Below are 17,109 nucleotides of genomic sequence, written 5' to 3'. Positions count from 1 at the left end.
CTTGTGCGGTTTAAAGGGAATTCAGGAACGCCAGCAGCGCGGCGCGCTGCTCGGCATTGAAGGTCAGTACGTGATCGCGCGCCGCCTGGGCCTCGCCACCGTGCCAGAGCACGGCTTCGAGCAGATTGCGGGCGCGGCCGTCGTGGAGGAACTGGCTGTGGCCGCTGACGGTTTCGCTCAGGCCCATGCCCCACAATGGCGGGGTGCGCCAGTCCTGGCCGTTGGCGGCGAACTCGGTGCGCTCGTCGCTAAGGCCCGGGCCCATGTCGTGCAGTAGCAGGTCGCTGTAGGGGCGGATCACCTGGCCGGCCAGTTCCGGCTCGGCCGCATCGGCGGCAGTGGTGAACTGTGGCGTGTGGCAGCCCTGGCAGCCGGCCTGGTAGAACAGGTTCTTGCCCGCCAGCACCTGCGGCGCATCGACGTTGCGCCGGGCCGGCACGGCGAGGTTGCGGGTGTAGAAGGTGACCAGGCGCAGGATGTTGTCGCTGACTTCCTTCTCGCCGCCCTGGCCGTCGCCATTGGGTGCGGCCAGGCAATCGGCCTGCGCCGCCGTGCAGTCGTCCTTTGGCAGCAGGGTGGTGGTCAGGCCCATGTCGCCGGCGAAGGCGTGCACGTTCTGCTGGTTGACGTTGGGCTGTCCGGCCTTCCAGCCGAAGCGGCCGACCACGGTCTTGCCCTGGGCGTCGTCCCAGACCCGGTTGGCGCGGCCGCGGATACCGTCGCGGTTGAGGTCATCCGGGTCCTCGTTGGCCAGCAGGTCGGCTTCGGGGATGGCTTCGAGCAGGCCCAGGCCGATCATCGGCGGGGCGACCCGGGCCGAGAAGCGGGTGTCCGGGTGCAGCGGGCCGTAGCCGAGCTGGCTGATCTGCAGGGTCGGGCGGCGCAGTTCGACCTGGTGGCCGTCCTTGAAGGTGACGCTGTGGTTGTCGTAGCTCACCCGCACCTTGCCTTCCGGGGCCACGCCGGGGATGGACATGTCCTGCAGCTGGGTGCCGTAGACCGGTTCGGGGACCACGCCCAGGCGCTCGATCTCGCGGGCGTAGTAGGGCTGGTCGGGGATCGACAGGCGCACCAGCATCGACACCGCGTTGCTGTCGTCCGGCTCCGGCGGATGGCCGCGACCGTCACGCACATGGCAGTTCTGGCAGGCGTTGGTGTTGAACAACGGGCCCAGGCCATCGCGGGCGGTGGTGGTGGACGGGGCAATCACCCAGGGGTTGCGAAAGAAGCTGTTGCCCACGGCGAAATCCAGGCGTCGTTCCGGCGTGAGGTTGGCCGAGGGCAGCGAATAGGCGTTGCGGTCGCTGCGTTGCACCGTGGCCTTGCCGCCGGAGAGGGCTTCGCCGGGCTCGGCCTGGGTGAAACGCGGAGCGTCGTCACAGGCGGCGAGGGCGAAGGCCAGCAGCAGGGGGCTTAGGCGGAGCAAGGACATCGAGGATCCTGGGCATGGGCGAAAAACCGGCGTGCAAGCTTATCAGGCCAGGGATGTTTGAATAAGAGCAATTTGCAATTGCTGGATGAAATCGATGTCAGTTGGCCTATCGGTAGGAGCGGCCTTGTGCCGCGAAAGGGCCGCGAAGCGGCCCCGGGATTTCGGAGCTGATGCAGAAACTGCCGGGGCTGCGTTGCAGCCCTTTCGCGGCACAAGGCCGCTCCTACAAGGGGGCGGTGGTGTTGCTGGAAAACAAAAAGGCGGCCCGAAGGCCGCCTCTGCTGAACCACGACGCTGATCAGAACTCGTGATCGGCGGTATCCGGGTTCAGGTTGTCGATGCCCAGCTTGCCCGCGGCCTGCTCGATCGCGCCGGTCTGCTTGACCAGCGAGGCGATGGCGTCACGCACGATCTGGTTGCCGGCGGCGTTGTCGGCGGCGATCAGCTGGTCGTAGTGCTCGCCCTTGAGGGCGTGATCGACGATCACCTGGATCTTGGCCTCGGTGGCTTCCAGGTCGGCCTTGAGGGTGGCGTCGGTGGCCGGGTCGGCCTTGGCCACCAGCGACGACAGGCTCGGGCCGCTCAGCTTGGTACCGTCGACACGGGTGTACTCGCCCAGGTAGACGTTGCGGATGCCCTTGGCGTCGTAGAAGTGCGAGTAGTGGGTGTTGTCGCTGAAGCAGTCGTGCTCGTCTTCCGGCGAGTTGGCTTCCAGCGAGACCTTCATGCGCTCGCCGGCCAGCTCGCCCAGCGACAGGCTGCCCATGCCGAACAGCATCTTGCGCAGGCCGTCGTTGGCCGGCTCGCCCTCGAGGGTGGCGCGGTAGTTGTCGGCGACGTTCGGCGCCCAGTTGCCGACCATCTCCTCGAGGTCCTTGACCAGCAGGTCGGTAACCGCTTTCAGGTAGGCGCGGCGACGGTCGTTGTGGCCGCCCGTGGCACCCTTGCCTTCCAGGTAGTCGGAAGCCGGACGGTTGCCCGCGCCTGGGCCTGTGCCATTGAGGTCCTGGCCCCAGAGCAGGAACTCGATGGCATGGTAGCCGGTGGCGACGTTGGCCTCCGAGCCGCCCAGCTCGTTGAGGGTGGCGAGCTTCTCGGGGGTGATGTCCTTGACGTCGATCTTGTCTTCGCCGACCTGGATCTCGGTGTTGGCGATGATGTTGGCGTTGGCCGCCGGGTTGCCCAGGGCGTGCTCGTAGCTCTTGTCGACGTAGTCGATCAGGCCTTCGTCCAGGGGCCAGGCGTTCACCTGGCCTTCCCAGTCGTCGATGATGGTGTTGCCGAAGCGGAACACTTCGCTTTGCAGGTACGGCACGCGCGAGGCGACCCAGGCATCACGGGCGGCCTTCAGGGTCTGGTCGTTGGGCTTGGCCAGGAACGCGTCGACGGCGGTCTGCAATTGCTTGGCGGTGCTCAGCGAGTCGCTGTACACGGCATGGACCATGTCGGCGTAGTGCTTGACCACGGCCTTGGCGGCCGCTTCATCGACAGCCCCCGGCGCTGCGGCGGCGGTGCTGGCGGCGGCAGGTGCCTGGGCTTGCGGTGCGGCGGCCTTGTCGTCCTTGCCTTCGCCGCAACCGGCGAGGGCGATGGCGATGGCCAGCAGACTGGCGGAGGCCAGAGGCATTCGAATCATTGTGGTTTCCTGCGTCGTGTGGTTGGACCAAGGGTGGACCGTGCGCCGTGGCACGCGAAATCGCCACATCATGCGAAAGATTTGCATTTGCTGTAAAGGGGCGGGCGCGCATTTCATGCAAACGCCCGTTCGCGGTGCACCGCCAAGGCCGGCGGGGCTTACAGGGCGGAAACCTGGTTGCGTTGCGCCTGTTTGAGGAAACTGGTCAGTTCGCGCGCGGACAACGGCTTGCTGTAGTGGTAGCCCTGACCCTCGTGGCAGCCCTGGGCGATGATGTAGCTCTCCTGCTCGGCGGTCTCGACGCCTTCGGCGATCACCTGCATGCCCAGGCTCTTGCCCAGCTGGATGATGGCGCGAACGATGGTGGCGTCGTCGTCATCGTCGAGCAGGTCCTGGACGAAGCTCTTGTCGATCTTGATCTTGTCCAGCGGCAGCGATTTCAGGTAGCTGAGCGAGGAATAGCCGGTGCCGAAGTCATCGATGGCGATCAAGGCGCCGGAGCGGCGCAGGCTCAGCAGGTGCTGGGCGGCGGTGCTGATGTCTTCCATCAGGCCGGTCTCGGTGACTTCCAGCTCCAGGCTGCGGGGTGGCAGGCGGTAGGCCTGCAGCAGGTTGTTGACCACCCGCGGCAGTTCGTTGTGGTGCAGTTGCACGGTGGACAGGTTGACCGCCATGCGCAGTTCGCTGAAGCCCTGGTCGTGCCATTCGCGCAGTTGCCGGCAGGCTTGGTCGAGCACCCATTCGCCGATGCTGATGATGCTGCCGTTCTGCTCGGCCAGGGGGATGAACTGGTCGGGCGGGACCATGCCCAGCTCCGGGTGCTGCCAGCGCAGCAGCGCCTCGACGCCGACCACGCGGTGGTCGCGGTAGCTGATCTGCGGCTGGTACACCAGGTACAGCTGGTTGCGCGGCAGGGCTTCGCGCAGGTCCTTTTCCAGCTCGCGACGGCGGCGCATCTCGCTGTCGACACTGGCGATGTAGAACTGGTAGCGGTTACGTGAGCGGGCCTTGGCCAGGGTCATGGTCTGCTCGGCTTTCTGCAGCAGCTTCTCGGTGCTGTCGCCGTCCTCGGGGAACAGGGTAATGCCGATGGTGGCGCGTAGGCGGATCTGCTGGTGGTCGAGGTCGAAGGGCGCCTCGAGGTCGTCGAGGATGCTCTGGGCCAGTTCGGCGGCTTCATAGGGCTGCTCGATGTTGGCCTGGACCAGGGCGAACTGGTCGCCCCCCAGCCGGGCCAGGGCGCCAAGGCGGCCGCTGTGGGCGCGCAGGCGGTCGGCCAGGGCCAGCAGCAGCTGGTCGCCGACCTGGTAGCTGAACTGCTCGTTGATGCCCTTGAAGTCGTCCAGGCCCACGCACAGCACGGCGACGCGGCGTTGCAGGCGGCCACCGTCGTCCAGGATCTTGTCCAGTTGCTGTTGCAACTGCTGGCGGTTGGGCAGGCCGGTGAGGAAGTCGTACTGGGCCATGCGCTGCAGGCTGTTCTCGGCCTCGTGGCGCAGGTGGGTGTTGCGTTCGATGGAGGCCAGCAGCTGGTTGGCGGTGTTGACCCAGAGGCCCAGCTCGTTACGCTCGTGACCCTTGAGCTGCGGGATCTGGTGCTGGCTGGGGCGGTCGGGGTTTATCTGGGTCAGGTGGTCGATGATCTTCGACAGTGGCTTGGTCAGCAGCCAGTGGTACACCAGGTACAGCACCAGGCCCATGGCCAGTGCCCTGAGCACGCCGGAGATGAAGATGATCACGGCGTTGATCAGGAAGTCCTCGCCGTAGGAGGAGGTGTCGAGGGTGATGCTCAGGTCGCCGTAATACTCGCTGTACGGGCCGCGGCCGACCAGCTGCGTGGTGTAGGTGCGCTCCTGGCCGAGGATCAGGTCGGTCAGCCAGCGCATGGACATGTCCTGCAGCGGCCGGGATTTTTCCGCCAGCATGGTTTCGTTCGGGTGGCCGATGGAGGCCATGCGCACCGATTCGTCCTGGAACAGGCCTTCCATCACCTGCATGCCCATTTCCCGGTCGAGGCTGTACACCGCCTGGGTCGATGGGTCGCGGAACATGTCGAGGATGCGCTGGGCATCGTTGTTCACGGACTGGCGGGTCTTGTAGGCGTCATAGACGATCTGCGCACAGCTGAGTACGACGCCGACAGCCAGCGCCGAGAGCAGTACGACCCTCAGCAGCTTGACCGATAAGCTGTTTCGAAATTCCAGCTTCAATGGGGTTTCCTTAATCCATGCGCATGCCATTATTTTGCCATCAACCATGGCGGGAGACTATCGACCCGATACCCCGGCAGGCAACCCGTCCGTCGACGGAATTGCCCTTGGCTCTGTATCGGTCGAGCGGTCATGCGACTTGAGTGCGCTGCGTCAACTTTCCAGATGGTTGATGTTAGCGCGCTATGCGGGCTGAGCAAGAGCGCGGAGATGGGTTGCAAACAATTCTGTCAGGTATGCCGTTACCGAATGCGGCGACATCCCGCCAGGCAATAAAAAACCCGGCACTCAGGCCGGGTCTTTTGAATTCAAGGCGAATGATCAGGCCTTGAAGGTCTTGCCTTCGAACTGCTCGGCAACGAAGGTCCAGTTGACCAGGTTCCAGAACGCCTCGACGTACTTCGGACGCAGGTTGCGGTAGTCGATGTAGTAGGCGTGTTCCCAGACGTCGCAGGTCAGCAGCGGGGTGTCGCCGCTGGTCAGCGGGCAGCCGGCGCCGATGGTGCTGGCCAGGGCCAGGGAGCCGTCGGCCTTCTTCACCAGCCAGCCCCAGCCGGAGCCGAAGGTGCCGACCGAAGTCTTGGTGAACTCTTCCTTGAACTTGTCGAACGAACCGAAGGCGGCGTTGATGGCCTCGGCCAGGGCGCCGGTCGGCTGGCCGCCGCCGTTTGGCGACAGGCAGTTCCAGTAGAAGGTGTGGTTCCAGACTTGGGCTGCGTTGTTGAAGATGCCGCCCGAAGAGCTCTTGACGATCTCTTCCAGGGTCTTGCCTTCGAATTCGGTGCCTGGGACCAGGTTGTTCAGGTTCACGACATAGGTGTTGTGGTGCTTGTCGTGGTGAAACTCCAGGGTTTCCTTGGAGATGTGCGGCTGCAGGGCATCGTGGGCGTACGGCAGCGGCGGCAATTCAAAAGCCATGGTGGATCTCCTGATTCAGGTCTGTTTGCGGTTTGCGCCAGGCCTCACGGGTGGCCTGATGAGCGTCGGCGAGTTTGTACCCTTTGCGACGCAAGGGCAGGATCATAGCACCGGCCCGGGCGCTTAACCACGCAACATCTGTGGGGAATAGAGGTTCCAGAGCGGTTGGCCGGGCCCGACAGGCGGCCCCTTCCAGGCGATGTGCTATCCCTGTAGGAGCGGCCTTGCGCCGCGAAAGGGCCGCAAGGCGGCCCCGGCGATCTTTGCATGCACGCTGAAATCCTGGGGCCGCTACGCAGCCCTTTCCGGCCGGTCCGACGTCTCGGCAAGGCCGCTCCTACACAGGGGCGCGGTTCAGTTGAAAATGAGCTGCGCCGCCACCGCGAACATCATCACCGCCACCATCAGGTCGAGCATGCGCCAGGTCGCCGGGCGTGCCAGCCACGGCGCCAGCCAGGCAGCGCCGATCGCCAGGGTCGAGAACCACACCAGCGAGGCACTGGCGGCGCCGGCCACGTAGGCGCCGGGCACGGTCTGCTGTGCGCCGAGGGAGCCGATCAGCAGCACGGTGTCCAGGTACACATGGGGGTTGAGCAGGGTCACCGCCAGCGCGCTCAGCAGCACCGCGCGGCGCGAGCGCACACCCTGGCCTTGCTGGTGCTGCAGGCTTTGCTTGGAAAACGCGCTGCGCAGGGCCTTGGCGCCGTACCAGATGAGGAACACCGCGCCACCCCAGCGCGCCACGGCCAGCAGCGTGGGGTTGTGCGCCAGCACCGTGGCCAGGCCGAACACGCCGGCGGCGACCAGCAGCGCGTCGCAGACCACGCACAGCGCCGCCACCGGCAGGTGATGCTCGCGGCGCAGGCTCTGCGCCAGGACGAAGGCGTTCTGCGCGCCGATGGCCATGATCAGGCCGAAGGCCACCAGCATGCCGTTGAGATAGCTTTGCCACATAGCGGGAACACTCCACGGGCACCGATGCAAGCATCGGCACGGATCAACAAGAAAGATGTGGCTATTGTCGGGGCTGCAGCTGTATAAGAAAAACAAATAGAGCTGATCAGTCATTAGAGAAATCGATGTTCGACTACAAGCTGCTCGCCGCCCTCGCCGCGGTGATCGAACAAGGCGGTTTCGAACGCGCCGCCCAGGTGCTGGGGTTGTCGCAATCGGCCATCTCGCAACGCATCAAGCTGCTCGAAGCGCGGGTCGGCCAGCCGGTGCTGGTGCGCGCCACGCCACCGAGCCCGACCGAGGTCGGCCGGCAGTTGCTCAACCATGTGCAGCAGGTGCGCCTGCTCGAGCGCGACCTGCAGCGCCAGGTGCCGGCGCTGGACGAGGAAGGCATGCCCGAGCGCCTGCGCATCGCCCTCAACGCCGACAGCCTGGCGACCTGGTGGGCCGGTGCGGTGGGGGCCTTCTGCGCGCAGCAGCAGGTCTTGCTTGACCTGGTGGTCGAGGACCAGGAGGTCGGCCTCAAGCGCATGCGTGCCGGCGAGGTTGCGGCCTGCCTGTGCGGCAGCGAACGTCCCGTGGCTGGGGCGCGCAGCCTGCCGCTGGGGTCGATGCGCTATCGAGCGCTGGCCAGTCCCGCGTTCATGGCGCGCTACTTCCCCCAGGGTTTCGCGGTCGAGCGGTTGGCCCGTGCCCCGGCAATCGTGTTCGGGCCGGACGATTTTCTCCAGCATCGCTACCTGGCGTCGCTAGGCGTGCAGGAAGGTTTCCTGCATCACCTATGTCCCTCGTCCGAAGGTTTCCTGCGCATGACCGAGGCCGGCCTGGGCTGGGGGCTGGTGCCGGAGCGGCAGGTTGCCGAGCAGCTGGCCCGTGGTGAGCTGGTGGAAATCTGCGCCGATACTCCCATCGATGTACCGCTGTACTGGCATCATTGGCGCAACGGCGGGCAGTTGCTCGCCCAGCTGACCGACCACCTGCGCCATTCGGCGCGGCAGTGGCTGGTGCCCTTGTAGGCACATCGGGCGTCAGTTGCATCCGAAATCTGGCAAGGCGGAGTCTTACATGCGAATTCTGGTCACCGGCGCGAGCGGCTTCATTGGCGGGCGCTTTGCGCGTTTCGCCCTGGAGCAGGGCCTGGAGGTGCGGGTCAATGGTCGGCGGGCAGAGGGTGTGGAGCACCTGGTCAAGCGCGGGGCGCAGTTCATCCCGGGCGACCTGGGCGACGCCGAATTGGCCCGGCGCCTGTGCCAGGGTGTGGATGCGGTGGTGCATTGCGCTGGCGCCGTGGGCACCTGGGGCCGCTACCAGGACTTCCACCAGGGCAACGTGGTGTTGACCGAGAACGTGGTCGAGGGCTGCATCAAGGAGCATGTGCGGCGCCTGGTGCACCTGTCGTCGCCGTCGATCTACTTCACCGGCCGGTCACGCCTGGATATCCGCGAGGACCAGGTACCGCGCCGCTTCCATGACCATTACGCACTGACCAAGCACCTGGCCGAGCAGAAAGTGTTCGGCGCCCAGGAGTTCGGCCTGGAAGTGCTGGCGCTGCGACCGCGTTTCGTCACCGGGGCCGGCGACGCAAGCATCTTCCCGCGGCTGATGCGCATGCAGGCCAAGGGGCGCGTGGCGATCATCGGCAATGGCCTGAACAAGGTCGATTTCACCAGTGTGCACAACCTCAACGAAGCGCTGCTCAGTGCGTTGTTCGCCGAGGAGCAGGCACTTGGCCAGGCCTACAACATCAGCAACGGCCAGCCCTTGCCGCTGTGGGACGTGGTCAACTACGTGATGCGCCGCATGCAGCTGCCGCAGGTCACCCGCTACCGCTCCCCCGGCCTGGCCTATGGCCTGGCGGCGCTCAACGAGGCCGCCTGCCTGCTTTGGCCCGGGCGTCCGCAGCCGACCCTCAGCCGCACGGCGGTGCAGGTGATGAGCAGCGATTTCACCCTCGATATCGGCCGCGCCCGGCAGTACCTGGACTACCGACCCCAGGCCGATGTGTGGTCCGCGCTGGATGAATTCTGTGCCTGGTGGCAGGCGCAGGCGGGACAACGCTGAACCTGTGGGCGGGATGATGGTCATCAGTGCGCCGCCCAGGCGGTTTATACTCATGTCTCTTTGCTACCACCGCGGTTGAATGCACCCATGCGTAACGACGCCCACGACGATTTTGACGATGTGCCCACCTTGCGTGCCGGCACCCCCGACGACGATGAACTGCTGCCCGCCCATGTGGCCCGCAGCCGCCAGAAGGCGGCGCGCCCACGCAGCAATGGCCCGCTGTGGGCCTTGCTCGGTGCCTCGTTCATCGCCCTGGGCGGGCTTGGCTGGTGGAGCTTCCAGCAGATCACCCTGATGGAGCAGCAACTGGTCGCGACCCAGGAAAGCTTTGCCCGCATCAGCGAGGAAGCGGCCGGGCGGTTGCAGGCAATCAGCGGCAAGGTCGATGCCAGCGAGTCCAGCAACAGCACTGGCAGCGAGGCGTTGAAGCTGCAGATTCGCCAGTTGCAGGCCTCGCTGGCCGAGCAGGGCAAGCAGCAACAGGGCGTCGCCGGCCAGGCCGGCGACCTGGGCAAGCGCCTGGAGCAGGTGCTGGCCGACACCCGCGAACAGCAGAAGGTGGTGACCGAGTTGCAGGGACAGTTGCAGGCGCAGCTCAAGGCGGTCAACGCTGAGCTTGCGACGCTCAAGTCGGGCCAGGTGGATGGCGGCAAGCTGGATGGTCAGCTCAAGAGCCTGAGCAATGAAGTGGCGGCGCTGAAGAAACAGGGCAACCCGAGCGCGGCCATCGAGCGCCTGGAGCAGGATGTGCTGGTGCTCAAGAGCCAGGTGGACAACCGCCCGGCCACATCGGCCGGCGGCGCCTCGGTGCAGGAGTTCGATGCCTTCCGCGGGCAGGTGACGCGCAACATCAGTACCCTGCAGAGCCAGATCCAGAACCTGCAGCAGCAGATCAACGCCCGGCCCTGAGTCCTTGGACTATCGCTGGGCAAGCCCGCTGCCACGACGACGAACCTGCCCTACGTTCGCTTCACTCACATCCGTGGATAGTCGATGTAGCCCACGGCCCCCTTGGCGTAGAAGGTTTCCGGACGCGGCGCATTGAGCGGCGCGTCGGCGGCCAGGCGCGCGGGCAGGTCGGGGTTGGCGATGAACGGGATGCCGAAGGCCACCGCATCGGCCTTGCCGCTGGCCAGGGCAGCGTTGGCGCTGGCCTTGTCGAAGCGCTCGTTGACGATATACGGGCCAGCGAACGCCGCCTTGATCAGTGGGCCGATGCTGTCGTCGCCTTCCTTCTCCCGCGAGCAGATGAAGGCGATGCCACGCTTGCCCAGCTCCCGTGCCACGTAGGTGAAGGTCTCGGCACGGTCGGCGTCGCCCATGTCGTGGGCATCGGCCCGTGGCGCCAGGTGCACGCCCACGCGGCCCGGGCCCCATACCTCGATGGCGGCGTCGGTAACTTCCAGCAGCAACCGCGCGCGGTTCTCCAGCGAGCCGCCATAGCGGTCGGTGCGCTGGTTGGTGCTGCTCTGCAGGAACTGGTCGAGCAGGTAGCCATTGGCGCCGTGGATCTCCACGCCGTCGAAGCCGGCGGCCTTGGCGTTCTCGGCGCCGCTGCGATAGGCCTCGACGATGTCGGCGATCTCTTCGGTTTCCAGGGCTCGTGGGGTCGGATAGTCGCTCAATGGGCGCACCAGGCTGACATGGCCCTTGGGCTGGATCGCGCTGGGGGCCACCGGCAGCTCGCCGTTCAGGTACGACGGGTGGGAGATGCGCCCGACATGCCACAGTTGCAAGAAGATCCGCCCACCGGCGCCGTGGATGGCCTTGGTCACGTTGTGCCAGCCACGCACCTGCTGGTCGTTCCAGATTCCCGGGGTATCCGGATAGCCGACGCCCATCGGCGTGACCGAGGTCGCTTCGCTGAGAATCAGGCCGGCGCTGGCGCGCTGTACGTAGTACTCGGCCATCAGCGCGTTGGGCACGCGGCCTTCGTCGGCGCGGCAGCGGGTCAGCGGGGCCATGATGATGCGGTTGGGCAGTTCCAGGTCGCCCAGCGTGATCGGGTCGAACAGCGTAGTCATATGCGAAGCCTCGCGTGGATCAGGTCAGAGCTCTTGGCTCATTTGCTCGAGGAACGCCTTGATGGTCGCCTCGTTGCGTTTGAAGAAATGCCACTGGCCGATCTTCTGGCTGCTGATCAGGCCGGCGCGCTGCAGGGTGGACAGGTGGGCGGAGACGGTCGACTGCGACAGGCCGCAGCGTTGGTCGATCTGCCCGGCACACACACCGTGCTCGGTGCTGTGGTGCTGGTCGGGAAACTGCGCGGCCGGATCTTTCAGCCAGTTGAGGATGTCTCGCCGGACCGGGTGGGCCAGGGCTTTTATGATTTCGTCGAGATCGAGGGGCATGGTTGGCTCGTGGTGTGTAGCGGTATATCGCGATGGAGCGAAATATAAATCGCTGCATCGCGATATACAAATATGAAAGGGTTCTGAGGCAAGCGTCATTGGCTATATCGGTTCATGACGATATGGGGGTGGGCGGTGCTAGACTGGCGCCATGAACTACCTCGCGCACCTTCACCTGGGCGGCCCGGCGCCGCAACAACTGCTCGGCAGCCTGTATGGCGACTTCGTCAAGGGCACGCTGGAGGGACGTTTTCCGCCGGCGCTGGAGGCTTCGATCCGGCTGCACCGGCACATCGACAGCTACACCGACAGCCACCCGCTGGTGCTGGCGGCGCTGGCGCGTTTCCCGCGCGAGCGGCGGCGCTTCGCCGGGATCGTGCTGGATGTGTTCTTCGATCATTGCCTGGCCAGGCACTGGGGGGAGTACGCGGAGCAGCCGCTGGTACAGTTCACCGGTAACTTCTACAAGGTGCTGCTGGCTGAACCGCAGCTGCCGGGCCGGCTGGCACGGATCGCGCCGTTCATGGCGGCGGATGACTGGCTGGGGGCCTATGGCGACTTCGCCACCCTGGAGCAGGTGTTTGGCGGCATTGCCCGGCGCTTGTCACGGCCCGAGGGGATGGACGGGGTGATGGGGGAGCTGGAGCGTCTGTATGAGCCTTTGTTGGCGGATTTTCGTGAGTTCTATCCGCAACTGCAGGCGTTTGCGGTAGCGCGAAGAGTGGCAGGCAGTTGATGCTCTCCTGCCTGTGCTGGCCTCTTCGCGGGTAAACCCGCTCTCACAGGTACAGTGCACTAGTTGAAGCTGGCGTTGCCCTTGTGGGAGCGGGTTTACCCGCGAAGAGGCCGGCACAGCTGACGTCAACTGTTCAGGCCGCCTTGGCCAGGCGGCGCGGCTCGACTTCCACGATGCCGAACAATGCCTGGCGCACCGCCTGCTGCGCCTGGAACGCCAGCGCCGCGCGTTCCTGGCCTTCGCTGCCAATCGGAGGCAACAGGTGGATCACCACCTCGCCCCGGTCGTGGCCAAAGATCCGCATCAGATGGGACACCAGGTCGTCCTCGCCAATGAACGGCGCGATCGAATCGGCTTGACCCGCGCGCAGATACTGGATCGCCACCGGCTGCAGCGGCGTGCCCTGATCGATGGCCCCGGCGAGTAGACGTCCATGGAAGGTACGCAGGGTGCGACCGTCGGTGGTGGTGCCTTCCGGGAAGATCAGCAGGGGGCGTTGCTCGCCCAACTGTTCGCTGATCTGCTGGCGCAGGCGCTGGGCATCGCCACCGCCACGGCGGATGAACAACGTACCGGCTTTTTCGGCCAACCAGCCGGCCACCGGCCAGTGGCGGACCTCGGCCTTGGACAGGAACGACAGCGGTGTGAGCATGCCGAGCAGCGGGATATCGGTCCACGATACATGATTGCAGACCCAGAGCATTGGCCGTTGTGGCAGTTCACCCCTGACCTTTACGTCGAAGGGCAGGGCGGCAACCAGGCGGCCCATGAACAGGCGTGTCCAGCGCTGGCGGTGTTCGATCGAGGCCTTCAGGCCCAGGCGTTCGCCCAGGGCGATGATGCTGGCCATTGCCAGCCCCAGGGCCAGCACCAGGAACAGCCGCAATAGGCGGGCAGCGGCCCGCAGGCGCAGCATCAGACCGCCGCCTTGAAGTGACGGGCGTAGCGCGGGCAGAGGTCGTCGCGCTTGAGCAGGATGAACACGTCGGCGACCTGGAAGTCCTCGTCCCAGCAAGGCTCGCCGCAGATCTTCGCGCCCAGGCGCATGTAGGCCTTGAGCAGCGGCGGCATCTCGGCGATGACGTTGTTCGGCAACGGCAGGCTGGGCAACGGGTTCTTCGGTTCGGCGCGTAGGTGTTCGGTGCACAGGTAGCGTTCACGCAGGCGCTGCATGATCGCGTGGGCTTGTACGCCGCCGTCCTGCATGGGGATGCTGGCGCAGCCCATCAGGTAGCTGTAGCGGCCTTCGTTGAGCACTTCGGCCAGCTCGCTCCAGAGCACGGCGATGGTGCCGCCGTTGCGGTAGGCCGGGTCGACGCAGGTGCGGCCCAGTTCGAGGATCGGGCCCTGAAGCTGCAACAGCCCGTGCAGGCTGAATTCTTCTTCGCTGTAGAAGCGGCCCAGGCTGCTGGCGGCCTGGTGGTCGAGCAGGCGGGTGGTGGCGACCAGTTGGCCGGTGGCCAGGTCGCGCACGCCGATGTGGCGGCAGTGGATGTCGTAGTCGTCCATGTCCAGGCCGTGTTCGGCGCCCTTGAGCTTGGCCTTGAATTCGGCGCTGAACACCTTGAAGCGCAGGGCCTGTGCTTCCTGCAGGGCCGCGGCGCCGACCAGGCGTTCGGCTTGCAGACGGCGTTCAGTGCTGTTGTCGCCAGAGCGAGCGATCCGAGTCATTGCGAGTCTCCATAAGCCAGCCAAAGGGTTGCGGCCGGTCGGCTTTGTTGTGCAAAGTCAGCCTAGGTACGCCCGGTGTCACCCCTGTGAATCTTTGGTGATGCTTGCGTGACACCCCTACAAGGAGCTTGCGATGGCCTGGTTGCAACGACTCAACGACCCCTTGCGCCACCCTCTGGCGGCGACCTTGGGCGAAACCTATGCGGCGGTGCTTGAACGCCTGGGCGCCGTCGCGCCGTTCGAGCTGGCGGTGCTGGGCGGGCGGGCCATGGCCACGCCGGGCCTGGCCTTCCTGCTCGGTTACCAGGCGGCGCTGCGCGTGCTCTGGCCCAGCGCCCCCGCCAGCCTGGGGGCGTTGTGCGCCACCGAGCGGCGCAGCGTGCGCCCGGCGGACATGCACACCCGCCTCGATGGTTTTGCGCCTGACCGGCAGCAAGGACTTCGTCACCGCCGGGCTGGACGCTGAATGGCTGTTGGTGGCGGCGCGCCATGAAGGGCCGGGCGAGGCGCCGCGGTTGCAACTGGCGGTGGTCTATCCGGGGGAGCCGGGTGTCAGCCTCGAGGCCTTGCCGACCCTGCCGTTGATGCCCGAAGTCGGCCATGGCCGGCTGCAGCTCAAGGAGGCCGCGTGCGAGTTGCTTGCCGGCGATGGCTGGGACGCCTACGTCAAACCGTTCCGTTCCCTTGAAGACCTTTATGTGCTCGCCGCGCTGGTGGCCTGGCTGCATGGCGTCGCCCAGGAATGCGCCTGGCCGCAGGACCTGCGGCTGCGGTTGATCGCGCTGCTGGCCGGTTGTGCCGAGGGCAGCCGGCAATGCCCGGACAGCGTGGCCTGCCACTTGCTGCTGGGTGGCCTGTTTGCCCAGTTCCAGGGCTTGCGGAGCGAGATCGACCAGGCGTTGGCCGCAGGGCCCGAGCACTGGGCGCAATTGTGGCTGCGCGACCAGGGCCTGCTGGCGCTGGCTGGCGCGGCCCGTGACAAGCGCCTGGCCAAGGCCTGGAGTGCCGCCGGATTGTCATGAAAGCCTGAGAAATTGGGGGCACCTTTGAACCTGGGCCGCCGTGCGCCCGATCGCGGGACCTGTGGGAGCGGGCTTGCCCCGCGATGGGCGCACAGCAGCCCTCTGCAGGTTGCTCCCCATGAAGGCACTATTGCTTGCCCTGGCCATGACCGCAGGCCCGGCCTTGGCCGAAGACTGGCCCACAGCGCAGTGGCCAGTCGATAACGCTGTCATCGACTGGCAAGCCGTCGACTCCTACGCCTTCGCGCCACGCGCTGCCGAACGCGGCGGCATTCGTACCGACGCACTGTTGATCATTCGCGATGGTCGTATTCTCCACGAGCGCTACGTTGAGCCAACCCGTGCCGACACACCGCACCTGACCTGGTCAGTCAGCAAGAGCGTGCTGGCCACGGTCATGGGCGTGGCCTACGGTGAGGGGCGCTTCAAACTCGACGAACCGGCCGTGCGCTACTACCCGGCCCTGCAGCAGCATCCCGGGCTGCGCCTGGCCGACCTGTTGCATTGGGCCAGTGGCCTGGCCTGGCAAGAGGACTACGAATATGCACCCTTGAAGTCGTCGGTGGTGGCCATGCTCTATACCCGTGGCCGCACCGACATGGCGGCCTACACGGCGGCAATGCCCGCCGCCAGTGCGCCCGGCACGCATTTCGCCTATTCCAGCGGCGACAGCAACCTGCTCGCCGCCAGCCTGCGCGGCATGCTCGACCCCGCGGGCTATGCCGACTACCCCTGGCAGGCCCTGTTCACCCCGCTGGGGATCGACAGCGCGGTCTGGGAGCGGGATGGCGCGGGTACCTATGTCGGTTCTTCCTATCTCTATCTCGATGCCCGCGACCTGGCGTGCATCGGCCTGCTGATGCAGCGCGACGGACGCTGGCGCGAGGGCCAGTTGCTACCAGCTGATTGGGTGGCGTTCAACCGCACCCTGTTCAGCGCCGCCCAGCCGGTGCCGGGCGAAGCCAACCCCGGCGGTCATTGGTGGCTCAACCAGCCGCTGCCCGGGCAGTCGGCGCCGTGGCCGGATGCGCCAGCGGACACCTTCGCCGCGCTCGGCCATTGGGGCCAGGCGCTCTATGTGCTGCCCTCACGCAAGCTGGTGATCGTGCGCTACGCCGATGACCGCGACGCCAGCTTCAGCCACAACGAACTGCTCAAGCGGGTGCTGGCCGCCGTGGCCGGGGAGGGCGCATGAAGCGGGTCGTGCTCGTGCTGTTGCTGGCCGGGTTGGCCTGGGCCTGGCATGAGCGCCGGGCGCTGGCGGACTTCCCGGGCATTCTCTCGGCCTATTCGGCGAAGGAGTATTGTTCGTGCCGCTTCGTCATGGGCTTCGCGCAAACCTACTGCCGAGGCTATGTACAGCAGTACCTGCCCTTGAGCCTGCTGGAGGAGGACGGCGCCGGGCGCCTGGTCACCGCCGAAGGCCTGGGGCGGCGCAACCAGGCCGCCTGGCAGGGCATGCGCGAGGGCTGCCGCTTGCTGCCGTGAGACCGTGCGGGTAAGGTTGACGGCCTTGATTTACAGGATTTCACATGTTCAAGCCGTCCCGCCTGCTGCCCGCCCTCCTGCTCGCCCTGTGCCTGCCCGCTCACGCCAACTGGCACCTGGACGGCGAGTCCTCGCGCCTGTCCTTCGTCACCGGCAAGAACGGCAATATCGCCGAGGTCAATCGATTCCTGGTGCTGCACGGCAAGGTCGACCGCAAGGGCGCGGCCGAAGTGAGCATCGAGATGGACTCGATCAGCAGCGGTATCCCGCTGCGCGACGAGCGCATGCGCGACAACCTGTTCGCCTTCGAGCAGTTCCCCGAGGCCACGGTACAGGCGCAGATCGACCTGCGTCCGATCAACGACCTGGCCAATGGCGCGCAGCTGGAGCTGCGCCTGCCGGTCAGCGTCACCCTGCATGGCCAGACCCGCAGCTACAACACCCTGCTGCTGGCCACGCGCCTGGACGAGCGACGATTCCAGGTGGTGACCCTCGAGCCGCTGATCCTGCGCGCCTCTGACTTCGGCTTGCTGCCGGGTCTGGAAAACCTGCGCAAGCTGGCCGGGCTCAAGTCGATCAATCCCTCGGTGCCGGTGAGCGCGGTGCTGATCTTCACTGCCCGCTGAC

Annotated in this window: 16 protein-coding genes and 1 pseudogene; 8 read left to right on the top strand and 9 right to left on the bottom strand. The window is 66.1% G+C overall.

All coding sequences use genetic code 11. The annotated features are described in order from the left end of the window. Nucleotides 1-10: 10 nt before the first annotated feature. The 5 genes from ACZ899_RS14135 to ACZ899_RS14115 form a co-directional block, all read right to left on the bottom strand. Nucleotides 11-1,432, bottom strand: coding sequence for a di-heme oxidoreductase family protein (locus tag ACZ899_RS14135; RefSeq protein ID WP_234562681.1), 1,422 nt, complete (start codon nt 1,430-1,432; stop codon nt 11-13). A gap of 298 nt (nt 1,433-1,730) precedes the next feature. Beyond that, complete coding sequence (locus ACZ899_RS14130; protein WP_203647882.1) at nt 1,731-3,068, bottom strand: imelysin family protein; 1,338 nt, start codon at nt 3,066-3,068, stop codon at nt 1,731-1,733. A 158-nt stretch (nt 3,069-3,226) separates the two neighbouring features. Further along, entirely contained in the window at nt 3,227-5,278 is a 2,052-nt protein-coding gene (locus ACZ899_RS14125) for a putative bifunctional diguanylate cyclase/phosphodiesterase (protein WP_050703880.1), read from the bottom strand. Between the two features lie 321 nt (nt 5,279-5,599). Continuing rightward, nucleotides 5,600-6,196, bottom strand: coding sequence for a superoxide dismutase (locus ACZ899_RS14120; RefSeq protein WP_203647881.1), 597 nt, complete (start codon nt 6,194-6,196; stop codon nt 5,600-5,602). 354 nt (nt 6,197-6,550) lie between these two features. Further along, nucleotides 6,551-7,150: a LysE/ArgO family amino acid transporter gene (locus tag ACZ899_RS14115; protein ID WP_186713154.1), complete on the bottom strand. Its 600-nt coding sequence runs from the start codon at nt 7,148-7,150 to the stop codon at nt 6,551-6,553. 125 nt (nt 7,151-7,275) lie between these two features. On the opposite strand from ACZ899_RS14115, the gene ACZ899_RS14110 reads away from it, so the two are divergent. From ACZ899_RS14110 to ACZ899_RS14100, 3 genes are all read left to right on the top strand, one after another. Further along, nucleotides 7,276-8,166, top strand: coding sequence for a LysR family transcriptional regulator ArgP (locus ACZ899_RS14110; RefSeq protein ID WP_186713153.1), 891 nt, complete (start codon nt 7,276-7,278; stop codon nt 8,164-8,166). 49 nt (nt 8,167-8,215) lie between these two features. Continuing rightward, nucleotides 8,216-9,211 (top strand): NAD-dependent epimerase/dehydratase family protein, encoded by a 996-nt coding sequence (locus tag ACZ899_RS14105; RefSeq protein ID WP_203647880.1) that lies wholly within the window; start codon nt 8,216-8,218, stop codon nt 9,209-9,211. An 87-nt stretch (nt 9,212-9,298) separates the two neighbouring features. Next, entirely contained in the window at nt 9,299-10,123 is an 825-nt protein-coding gene (locus ACZ899_RS14100; RefSeq protein WP_234562680.1) for an ATPase, read from the top strand. A 65-nt stretch (nt 10,124-10,188) separates the two neighbouring features. Here ACZ899_RS14100 and ACZ899_RS14095 read toward each other — a convergent pair whose 3' ends face one another. Continuing rightward, on the bottom strand, nt 10,189-11,238 hold the full coding sequence (locus ACZ899_RS14095) for an alkene reductase (protein WP_203647878.1): 1,050 nt from the start codon (nt 11,236-11,238) through the stop codon (nt 10,189-10,191). Between the two features lie 24 nt (nt 11,239-11,262). After that, nucleotides 11,263-11,565, bottom strand: coding sequence for an ArsR/SmtB family transcription factor (locus ACZ899_RS14090; RefSeq protein ID WP_203647877.1), 303 nt, complete (start codon nt 11,563-11,565; stop codon nt 11,263-11,265). A 151-nt stretch (nt 11,566-11,716) separates the two neighbouring features. Here ACZ899_RS14090 and ACZ899_RS14085 point away from each other — a divergent pair, with 151 nt between their 5' ends. Further along, a complete protein-coding gene (locus tag ACZ899_RS14085) occupies nt 11,717-12,301 on the top strand; it encodes an acyl carrier protein phosphodiesterase (RefSeq protein ID WP_203647876.1) in 585 nt (194 codons plus the stop codon). A gap of 133 nt (nt 12,302-12,434) precedes the next feature. Here ACZ899_RS14085 and ACZ899_RS14080 read toward each other — a convergent pair whose 3' ends face one another. Both ACZ899_RS14080 and olsB read right to left on the bottom strand, forming a co-directional pair. After that, nucleotides 12,435-13,217, bottom strand: coding sequence for a lysophospholipid acyltransferase family protein (locus ACZ899_RS14080; RefSeq protein WP_203647875.1), 783 nt, complete (start codon nt 13,215-13,217; stop codon nt 12,435-12,437). Beyond that, complete coding sequence (gene olsB / locus ACZ899_RS14075; RefSeq protein ID WP_028689712.1) at nt 13,217-13,972, bottom strand: L-ornithine N(alpha)-acyltransferase; 756 nt, start codon at nt 13,970-13,972, stop codon at nt 13,217-13,219. Before olsB ends, ACZ899_RS14080 begins: the two co-directional genes overlap by 1 nt. Nucleotides 13,973-14,105: 133 nt before the next feature. Between olsB and ACZ899_RS14070 the strand changes: the two are divergent. The 4 genes and pseudogenes from ACZ899_RS14070 to ACZ899_RS14055 all read left to right on the top strand — a co-directional run bounded on the left by ACZ899_RS14070 (nt 14,106) and on the right by ACZ899_RS14055 (nt 17,108). After that, a pseudogene (locus ACZ899_RS14070) lies at nt 14,106-14,994 on the top strand (acyl-CoA dehydrogenase middle domain-containing protein). A gap of 118 nt (nt 14,995-15,112) precedes the next feature. Next, nucleotides 15,113-16,189 (top strand): serine hydrolase domain-containing protein, encoded by a 1,077-nt coding sequence (locus ACZ899_RS14065; protein WP_234562679.1) that lies wholly within the window; start codon nt 15,113-15,115, stop codon nt 16,187-16,189. Next, nucleotides 16,186-16,482: an amidase gene (locus tag ACZ899_RS14060; RefSeq protein ID WP_234562678.1), complete on the top strand. Its 297-nt coding sequence runs from the start codon at nt 16,186-16,188 to the stop codon at nt 16,480-16,482. Before ACZ899_RS14065 ends, ACZ899_RS14060 begins: the two co-directional genes overlap by 4 nt. A 44-nt stretch (nt 16,483-16,526) precedes the next feature. Then, a complete protein-coding gene (locus ACZ899_RS14055; protein WP_050703892.1) occupies nt 16,527-17,108 on the top strand; it encodes a YceI family protein in 582 nt (193 codons plus the stop codon). Nucleotide 17,109: the final 1 nt, after the last annotated feature.

Source organism: Pseudomonas sp. TE31087 (assembly GCF_057284075.1).
Note: the sequence above shows the minus strand (reverse complement) of the source record. Positions and strands in the feature narration are given on the sequence as shown.